Source organism: Deltaproteobacteria bacterium (genome assembly GCA_016933965.1).
Lineage (GTDB): Bacteria > Desulfobacterota > Syntrophia > Syntrophales > UBA2210 > JAFGTS01.
Map to the genome: position 1 here is coordinate 98,417 of JAFGTS010000032.1, position 8,862 is coordinate 107,278.

The following is an 8,862-nucleotide window of genomic DNA, read 5'->3' on the forward strand; positions in this document are numbered from 1 at the left end:
CGATAACGAAGGATGAAGCGCGCCGCTGCCTGTGGACTTTTACGAAGTTGCCCCTCTCATTGAAGCGCCTGCATTCAAAATCCTTGTGAGCTATGGATTGTGTGAATTGTTCTTCGTGAAACCCTTATGAAACTGGAAATTCCCTCCGTGAAACGCGCCCATTAAAGACATTTTGCCCGTATTTGTCAATATATTATTCCCGATACGGAGGCCTGCATTGTATCAAATCCGGCACAGGGTCTGAAAAGATTTGACTTCATTCATAAAAACCGGGTATCGTCAGTCACACAATTCAGCGTGGAACCGGATAGATCATGAGCAGGAACGAGACATTGAATTTCCATCGTTTCCCGGAATCACTGAAATCGCTCACGCTGGCGGTCTTCGTAGTCCTGGCATATCTTGCCGGTCAATCAACTTCAACTGCAGCCGTCCCGGTCAAGGTCGGTATCTACCAGAACGCGCCCAAGGTCTATCTTGATCAGCAGGGCCGCCCGGCCGGTTTTTTCCCCCGGATCCTCAATGCTATCGCTGAAAAAGAAGGATGGGAGCTTGAATATGTTCCCTGTGTCTGGAACGAGTGCCTCGATATGGTCGAAGGCGGCGAACTCGATCTCATGATGGACGTCGCCTGGTCGGAAAAACGGGCGGGGCGGTTTGATTTCAACAAGGAGGTCGTGCTGGGGAACTGGTCCAGGATATATTCCCGGGACGGCATGGTGATTCATTCCGTCCTGGACCTGGACGGGAAGAGGATCGCCGTTGTCAAGGGGTCGATCCAGGCCGTCAGGTTGCAGGATGAGGCGCGGGCCTACAGTATCCTGCCGACCTTCGTGGAGGTGGAAAGCTTCGCAAAGGTCTTTGAACTGGTCGAAAAGGGCGAGGCGGACGCTGGGATCGTGAACCGTCTTTTCGGTACCCAGCAAATGGAAAATTTCGGTCTCAGTGAAACCGGTGTGGTCCTCTATCCATCGAGACTGATGTTCATTGCCCCCAAAAAACGGGGCGGTGACCTGCTCGAAGGGATCGACGAACACCTGAAAAAATTGAAAAAGGACCAGGGTTCCATATATTACACCGCCCTTGAAGAAACCATGGCGCCCGTGGAAAAGCCCGTCTCTCCGGCCCTGTCACTGACCGTCGAGGAGGCGGCCTGGCTTGCCGAACACCCGCATATCACGATTGCCATCAACCAGGCGTGGCCTCCCATGGATTACGTCGATACCCAGGGAGAACCGCAGGGTATCGGCGTTGGGTTTATAAAGGCGCTGAACGCCCGCCTGAACGGCAGATTGAAGATCACGGCCCTTCCCTGGGAACAGATGTATGAAGGGGTAAAGGAAAAACGGATCGATGCGCTCATGGACATCACGCCGCGGCCGGACCGCGAACCCTTCTTTAATTTCACGAAACCCTATGTTACCATCCCCCACATCATAATCGCCCGAAAGGACGCGCCTTTTTACAATACTCTTTCCGACCTGAAGAGCAGGACGGTCGGCGTGGAACGCGGTTTCTTCATAGAACGGGTGCTTCGAGAGAAATATCCCGGGATCAGGGTGGAACTGTTCAATACGACCAGTGACGCCCTGGATGCGGTTTCCAAGGGGACGATCGATGCCTATGTCGGTAATCGGGCCGTGGCCATGTACATTGCGGAACAGGAACTGATCACCAACCTGAAGGGCCACGGCAAGGTCGAGGAAACGATCTCCGTCAATGCCATAGGTGTCCGCAAGGACTGGCCCATTTTGAGAGATATACTGCAGAAGGCGCTGGATGACCTCGGCAGGGACGAGGTCGGCTCCATTCTCAGGAACTGGGTCATCCCCCAGGAAGGGGCCCGGGTCCATCTGTCGCCGGAGGAAATGTCCTGGCTCAAGGCTCATCCCGTTCTCCGTGTCGGCCATGACATCGATTGGCCTCCCGTTGAATACCTGGACGACACGGGGCGGTTTGTCGGGATGTCCGTGGATTTCGTGAAGTTGCTCGGTGACATTATGGGCGTCACAATGGAAGCCGTGGAGCCGCAAAGCTGGCAGACCACGCTGGAAGACATCGAGGCCGGTTCGGTCGATATTCTTGCCTCCGTGACACGCACACCCCAGCGTGAGGGATTTCTTCTTTTCAGCCGGCCTTATCTCAGTATTCCCATGGTGATCGTCACCGGCCGGAGCACCCCCTATATCGGCGGTATGGACGAGCTGGCGCGAAAGAAGGTCGCCGTCGTCAGCGGATACGCGAGTCATGATATTTTACAGTCCCGGCACCCGGAGATCGATCTGATGCCGGTGAAGGACCTTACATCGGGACTCAATGCGGTCGTTCGTCATGACGCGGATGCCTTCGTCGGCAGCCTCGCGGCCGTCAGTCATGTGATCGGCCGTGAAGGCCTGTCGGGCCTCAAGGTCTCCGGTGAGACCCCGTACACCTATAAACTCTCCATCGGCTCCCGCAAGGATCAGCCGATCCTGGCGGAGATCATACAGAAAGCGCTCAACGCCGTCACCGAGGAAGAGCGCAACGCGATCTACAAGCGGTGGATATCGGTGACCTATGAGCGCAGGGTTGATTACGGCCTGTTGTGGAAGATCCTCCTCGGCGCGGTCCTGGTGGTCCTGGTGATCCTCTACTGGAACCGCCGCCTGAGAAGCGAAATAGGGCTTCGCCGGAAGGTCGAAGCAGAGCTGGTGGAAGCGAAAGATGCCGCCGAATCCGCCAATCGGGTAAAAAGCGCCTTCCTGGCCAGCATGTCCCATGAGCTGCGCACGCCGCTCAACTCCATTATCGGGTTTACCGGTATCATTCTTAACGAGCTTGCGGGACCCTTGAACCTGGAGCAGAAAAAACAGTTGCGGATGATCAAGGGAAGCACCCGACATCTGCTGGATCTTATCAATGATATATTGGATATTTCAAAGATCGAGGCGGGCGAACTGGAGGTCTCCCGTGAAACGTTCGATATGCGCGCCGCCGTCACCCAGGTCGTTGACTCACTGACGCCGATGGCCGAACAGAAAGGCCTTTCGCTCTCGGCGGAGATCGCGCCGGATATCGGGATGCTGACCAGTGATGAACGCCGTGTCCGGCAGGTCCTCATCAACCTGGTGAACAACGCCATCAAGTTCACCGAAAGGGGGGGCGTAAGGATCAACTGCCGCACCAGTGATTCCCGTGTGGAGGTTGAAGTGACCGACAGCGGGATCGGCATTAAGGGTGAAGACATGGGCAGGCTCTTCAAGCCGTTCCAGCAACTCGACAGCGGTTTGTCCCGCAGGTACGAGGGGACCGGCCTGGGGCTGTCCGTCTGCAAACGGGTTCTGGACATGCTGGGGGGCACGATCCAGGTGAAGAGCATATTCGGGGAAGGCAGTACCTTTACCTTTACCGTGCCATTACATCCGGAGGATGAACATGACGAAAAAGAAGATCCTGATCATTGAGGACAACGAACAGAACATCTACCTGGCGACATTCCTGCTGGAAAAACAGGGTTTTGACGTGGTCCAGGCACGAAACGGACGGGAGGGACTGGAATCAGCCGTTTCAGAACGTCCCGACCTGATCCTGCTGGACATCCAGCTGCCCGTGATGGATGGATATGAAGTGGCCCGGCGGCTGAAGGGTTCTGAAGAGACGAAATCGACCCCCATCATAGCCGTCACCTCCTACGCCATGGCGGGCGACCGGGAAACCATTCTGGCAGCGGGTTGCGAGGGGTACATTGAAAAGCCCATAGATCCGGACAGCTTTGTCGGGCAGGTTAAAACGTTCCTGCCGTGACGAGAGAGGGGGCATTGCGTGAGCAAGATCCTTGTCGTTGAAGACAATGCCGAGAGTCGGTACCTGCTGGAACGTCTGCTGAGCAGCCGTGGCCATCAGGTGATATCCGCGGAGGACGGCGAAGAGGGCCTGCGGCGTGCCCGGCAGGATATCCCGGATATCATCATTTCCGACATCATGATGCCCGTTATGAACGGATTCCGTTTCTGCCGCGAGGTCAAGAGCGACGACGCCCTCCGGCAGATCCCCTTCATCTTCTATACGGCCACCTTTGTTGATAAGGCCGACGAGAAGCTGGCCATGGGCCTCGGCGCGTCCCGTTTTGTCATCAAGCCCATGGAAGGAGATGAGTTCATCGGGATACTCGATGAAGTACTGGATGAACACCGGCGGGGGGTCCTGCCCGTCCCCGGAGGGCCGCTGGAGGGTGAGGAGACCCTCCTGGAGATGTACGATAACAGCGTTGCCCGGAAGCTTGCGGAAACGGTCGACAAACTCCAGAATGAAAGAAAAGCGCTGATCAGATCGGAGCAGCGCCTCAAGGAAGCGCAGGAACTGGCCCACATAGGCCACTGGGAGCTCAACCTGAAAAGCAGTGTTCTGGAATGGTCCGATGAGATATACCGTATCCTGGGGCTCAAACCCCGGGAGTTTGATGCCTCTCGCGATGCGTTTCTGGTGGCCGTGCACCCCGACGACAGGGACGCGGTCATAGCGGCTTACCGGAACGCGGTGGAAAAAAAGACGCAATACGATATCGAATACCGGCTGTTGCTCAATGACGGGACCGTCAAGTATGTGAATGAGAAGCTCCAGACCATCTATGACGACAACGGCATCCCGGTTTTTTTCATGGGAACGGTTCAGGATATCACGGGGAGCAAGGAGGCCGAGGAGAGGGTCAATCACCTCAACCGCGTGCTGCGCGCCATTCGCGATGTCAATCAACTGATCATCAAGGAAAAGGACAGGGGGCAGCTCATACGAAGGACCTGTGACATTCTGATAGAGAACCGCAGCTACCATAACGCCTGGATCGCGCTTCTGGATAAAGGAGGGAAGTTCATGACCGCCGTGGATGCCGGTCTGGACCGGGACTTTTCGCCCATGGAGGAATTGCTGCGGGAAGGGAAATGGACGGCCTGCGCGAAGAGGGCTCTGGACAGCAGGGACCTGGTCATTAGGGAAGAACCGAAAACGCAGTGTGTCGATTGTCCACTTTCGGGGCATTATGGCGGACGCGGTGCCTGTAGCATCAGCCTCAACCATGGTGGAAAAAATTACGGCCTGCTCTCGGTGTCCGTTCCCGGATTTGCCGTCGGGGATGAAGAAGAGCATGGGTTATTGCGGGAGGTTGCCGGCGACATCGCCTTTGCCCTTTATAGTATCGAGGTCGAGGAAGAACGAAGAGGCATGGTTGAAGCGCTTCGTGAGAGTGAAAGCAAGTTCCGCTCGCTCGTGGAGCAGGCCGCGGAAATGCTCTTTCTTCACGATACCAGTGGCCGGATCATCGATGTCAACCGGGAAACGATAAGAAATACGGGGTATACCAGGGAAGAACTGCTCGGCATGACCGTCTTTGATATCGATCCCGACGCGGGCGACCGCAGGGACGTGGAAATTTACTGGGAAGCGCTGAAACCGGAAGACCCTACAGCCACCTTTGAGGTCAGGCACAGGCGAAAGGACGGTTCGATCTACCCCGCCGAGGTCATTCTCTCGAAGATCGTGCTGGCGAAAGGGCATTGCATGCTTGGGCTCGCCCGGGACATCACCGAGCGCAAGGAGGCTGAGGAGCGGATCGAGCGCTCCCTGAGGGAAAAGGAGACCCTCCTTGCCGAGATCCATCACCGCGTCAAGAACAACATGCAGGTCATGATGAGCCTGCTGTCCCTGCAATCTGAGAATACCGACGATGCCGGGATACAGGCCCTGTTGCGGGAATGCGAGAGCCGCATCCGGTCGATGGCGCTCATTCACGAGCGGCTCTACCTGTCGCAGGACCTCTCCCGGGTCGATGTTCGTGATTACATGGAACGGCTTCTGGAGCGCCTTTTTCAGTCACACGGGGCGGATTCGCGGGTGATAGGGTTTTCGACGCGGATAGAGGATGTTTCCTTCAGCATAGAAACGGCGGTGCCCTGCGGGCTGATCGCGAACGAGCTCATTACGAACGTCCTGCGGCATGCCTTCCCCGGGGGGCGTGCCGGGACGGTGACGGTGGAGCTTGGGCCGGACCCGGCGGCGGAGGGATATGTTCTCGTTGTCGGTGACGATGGTATCGGCATGCCGGAGGAGATCGATCACCGGAACCCGGACAGCTTCGGTCTGCAGCTGGTGAACATCCTGACCCAACAGCTCGACGGCACGGTGGAGCTCGACCGGAGCGCGGGGACCCTGTTCCGCGTCACCTTCAGGGAATTGCAGTACAAACAGAGGATATGACGGAGATATATTCACCCTGTGTGAAGTCCTGATCTTCCGCTCATTTACCTTTGGGGGGCCGCTTGCGGCGCTGCGCTCGCACGAGCCCGAGCTCGCCCAGTTGCCGGTAGATTTTTTCCACTTCCTGAACGATCTCCTGTCGGTTTGCTCCCTGCTCCTCCGCCAGGTCGAGAACATGGTCCGTCGCCCGGTCATAGTCACGCTTGAACCGGTCGTTGATCGCCTTCCAGGGGACGCCGGCGAGCATCCCGGCGATGCGGTCGTCGAAGGGAAGCCTGCCCAGTTTCATGAGGACGGCGATGATGGGATAGCCCATGTATCCCTGCCAGTAGGACGCATTATCGTTTGAGGTGATCTCACGCAGGTCCTCCGACCATGTGACGTCATAGGTCCTGTTCCGGGAGGAGGACTCGACCTGTGCCGATGTCGGGCCGGTGATGGCGACCCGCTCATCCGCCAGGGCGCTCAATGCCTCGTAAACTTTTGCCTTCGGCGGCATCTTCCAGATCGACATGGAAGGATCCTTCTATTTTTCCTTCCACAGGGGGCTTCGCTTTTCCAGGAACGCGCCGATCCCTTCCCGGGCATCCTCCGTGGAGCACAGGCGGGCGAAGGCTTCGTTCATGTATTCAAAGGCCTGGTAGTAATCCAGGTCCGCCGCCGTGTAAAAGGCCTTTTTGGCGATCTGCAGCGCCACGGGACTCTTCTGCGCGAGGGTCGCGGCCCAGAGGCGGGTTTCTTTCTCCAGATCGGCTTCCGGGATGACCCGGTTAACAAGCCCCATGCGAAGGGCCTCTTCCGCGGGGATCAGATCGCCGTAGAACAGCAGTTCCAGGGCCCTTTTTCTCCCCACGGACCGGGAGACGGGGATGACCGGTCCGATGCAGTTCAGCCCCACGTTGATGGCCGTGAGTCCCAGGCGGGCCTTTTCGCTGGCCGTCGCCAGGTCGGCGGCCGCCACCAGGCCGGCGCCGTTGGCCGCGGCGACACCATGCACCTGGGCTATAACGGGCGTGCTCATGCGGCTGATGGTCACCAGCGGGCTCTCCATGCACTCGACCCACTTCCGGTATTCCATGACGCTCTTATCGGAAAAATCGCTGATATCGATGCCGGCGCAGAATGCCCTGCCGGCACCTTTCATGATGATGACGCGCGCCCGCTTATCCGCGTCGAGTTCCCATAGCGCCTGATCGAGTTCCTCCGCGAGGGGAATGTTGAGGGTGTTCAGGCTCTCAGGACGATTCAGTGTGATCACGGCGACATGATCCTTTCCGATTTCAATGATAATGTTTTCGTATTTCATGAAGAGGCTCCTTTTCCGAATTTACGTTACACTATACAGGTGTGGACGTGAGGTCGATACATGAGGCGTGGGGTCGTCGGGCCGCCACGTGTTGTCCGCACTTCAACACAGCGGCAACGCGCAGATGTGCCGAAAGGATTTTTACGCCGGCCGTTACGTTAATCTACACCGATCATCACGTTCGATGCCTTGACAACGGCATACGCCTCTTTACCGACCGCAAGCTGGAGGTTCTCGCTCGCCTTCTTCGTTATGATCGAACAGAGCTCAAGATTCGGAGCGACCTCCAATATCACCTCCACATTGACGGCACCGACCGCGATCCCCTTGATGGTGCCTTTTAAAACATTTCGTGCGCTTATTTTCATGATGACACTCCTTTCTTTTCCCGGCGGCTCGTTGATGATGTGTTACGACGACGCCCGGTCTGACGGGATTCTCGGCGTTTCACGAGGCCCTCTCTTCCTGAGCCACCGCGCCGACGATGCGGCCATTATAGGATATTTTGATGAAAAAGGGTACCGGCCCCCCGGGATGTCACGGGAATCCTTTCTTCACTTTTCACCGGCCGCAGGCTTTTCATGGAACTGGGAAATATATGATGAAAATCCGACGCAATACAGGAGAATGAAAAGACTCAGGAAGGCTTCTTTTGTTTCATTGTAATTGATCTGCAGCAGCGGGTGCAGATCGAAGTGAAAGATGTTGTTCGCGAACTTGTCCGGCAGCGCCACTATATTTGCGAATAGGGCCGTGATTCCGCATGTATAGGAAGGCCATATCCAGTGGTTGATCGATTTTCTGGGAAAGTCGATCTTTTTCTTCATGAAAATGAGGGGAAACAAAAGACCTCCCACAACAGAGGCGATCGACAGCATCTGTCTCGGTATCTTTGAGAACAGGCGCTCATACGTACCGGTCAGATTGTGCAGGTTTAGTTCAGCCTGCTTGTTGACCTCCTGCAGGACCTCGGGTGTCTGAAATTTCAGATAGTGCTGTCCCCAGCTTATTATTCTCCGAGAAAGTAAAACGTGCCGAGGGAAATAAGTATGAACCATATTTGTTGATATCTGTTCCTTGTCGTCCAGGATAGATACATGCCGTAGATGAGGGCGATGAACAGGAATACGTTCGTGATACTCTCGATGAACCCGTATTCCCTGTAGACACCCTGCTCAATGTTCAGGAACGGCACGTTCATTTACATGGGGGTAGATATAAAGAACTATGGGCAGAAAAAGCCATAAGAGCTTCGGCTGCCTGATACGATAGGAAGGTTCGATGTGCGCCATTTTTTGTCCACTCCTCAGTGAATATCCGGTATCGAA

7 protein-coding genes are annotated in these 8,862 nt (G+C 56.2%); 3 read left to right on the forward strand and 4 right to left on the reverse strand.

Annotation, left to right across the window (positions count from 1 at the left end; genetic code table 11):
* Window positions 1-314: 314 nt before the first annotated feature.
* The 3 genes from JXO48_08015 to JXO48_08025 are packed head-to-tail and all read left to right on the forward strand — an operon-like array spanning window position 315 to window position 6,228.
* Window positions 315-3,443 (forward strand): transporter substrate-binding domain-containing protein, encoded by a 3,129-nt coding sequence (locus JXO48_08015; protein MBN2283821.1) that lies wholly within the window; start codon window positions 315-317, stop codon window positions 3,441-3,443.
* Window positions 3,415-3,783: a response regulator gene (locus JXO48_08020; GenBank protein MBN2283822.1), complete on the forward strand. Its 369-nt coding sequence runs from the start codon at window positions 3,415-3,417 to the stop codon at window positions 3,781-3,783. Before JXO48_08015 ends, JXO48_08020 begins: the two co-directional genes overlap by 29 nt.
* An 18-nt stretch (window positions 3,784-3,801) precedes the next feature.
* Window positions 3,802-6,228 carry a PAS domain S-box protein gene (locus JXO48_08025; protein ID MBN2283823.1) on the forward strand — a complete coding sequence of 809 codons (2,427 nt, stop codon included), beginning with the start codon at window positions 3,802-3,804 and terminating at the stop codon, window positions 6,226-6,228.
* 40 nt (window positions 6,229-6,268) lie between these two features.
* Here JXO48_08025 and JXO48_08030 read toward each other — a convergent pair whose 3' ends face one another.
* The 4 genes from JXO48_08030 to JXO48_08045 all read right to left on the reverse strand — a co-directional run bounded on the left by JXO48_08030 (window position 6,269) and on the right by JXO48_08045 (window position 8,592).
* A complete protein-coding gene (locus JXO48_08030) occupies window positions 6,269-6,742 on the reverse strand; it encodes a hypothetical protein (protein MBN2283824.1) in 474 nt (157 codons plus the stop codon).
* A 12-nt stretch (window positions 6,743-6,754) separates the two neighbouring features.
* Entirely contained in the window at window positions 6,755-7,534 is a 780-nt protein-coding gene (locus JXO48_08035) for an enoyl-CoA hydratase/isomerase family protein (GenBank protein MBN2283825.1), read from the reverse strand.
* Between the two features lie 158 nt (window positions 7,535-7,692).
* Window positions 7,693-7,902 (reverse strand): molybdopterin-binding protein, encoded by a 210-nt coding sequence (locus JXO48_08040; GenBank protein ID MBN2283826.1) that lies wholly within the window; start codon window positions 7,900-7,902, stop codon window positions 7,693-7,695.
* A gap of 186 nt (window positions 7,903-8,088) precedes the next feature.
* Window positions 8,089-8,592: a hypothetical protein gene (locus JXO48_08045; GenBank protein MBN2283827.1), complete on the reverse strand. Its 504-nt coding sequence runs from the start codon at window positions 8,590-8,592 to the stop codon at window positions 8,089-8,091.
* Window positions 8,593-8,862 lie beyond the last annotated feature (270 nt).

Bases quoted from the DNA above. Each gene is read 5' to 3' on its own strand.
- JXO48_08015 (MBN2283821.1), top strand. From the start codon at position 315: ATGAGCAGGAACGAGACATTGAATTTCCATCGTTTCCCGGAATCACTG.
- JXO48_08020 (MBN2283822.1), top strand. From the start codon at position 3,415: ATGACGAAAAAGAAGATCCTGATCATTGAGGACAACGAACAGAACATC.
- JXO48_08030 (MBN2283824.1), bottom strand. From the start codon at position 6,742: ATGTCGATCTGGAAGATGCCGCCGAAGGCAAAAGTTTACGAGGCATTG.
- JXO48_08035 (MBN2283825.1), bottom strand. From the start codon at position 7,534: ATGAAATACGAAAACATTATCATTGAAATCGGAAAGGATCATGTCGCC.
- JXO48_08040 (MBN2283826.1), bottom strand. From the start codon at position 7,902: ATGAAAATAAGCGCACGAAATGTTTTAAAAGGCACCATCAAGGGGATC.
- JXO48_08045 (MBN2283827.1), bottom strand. From the start codon at position 8,592: ATGGTTCATACTTATTTCCCTCGGCACGTTTTACTTTCTCGGAGAATA.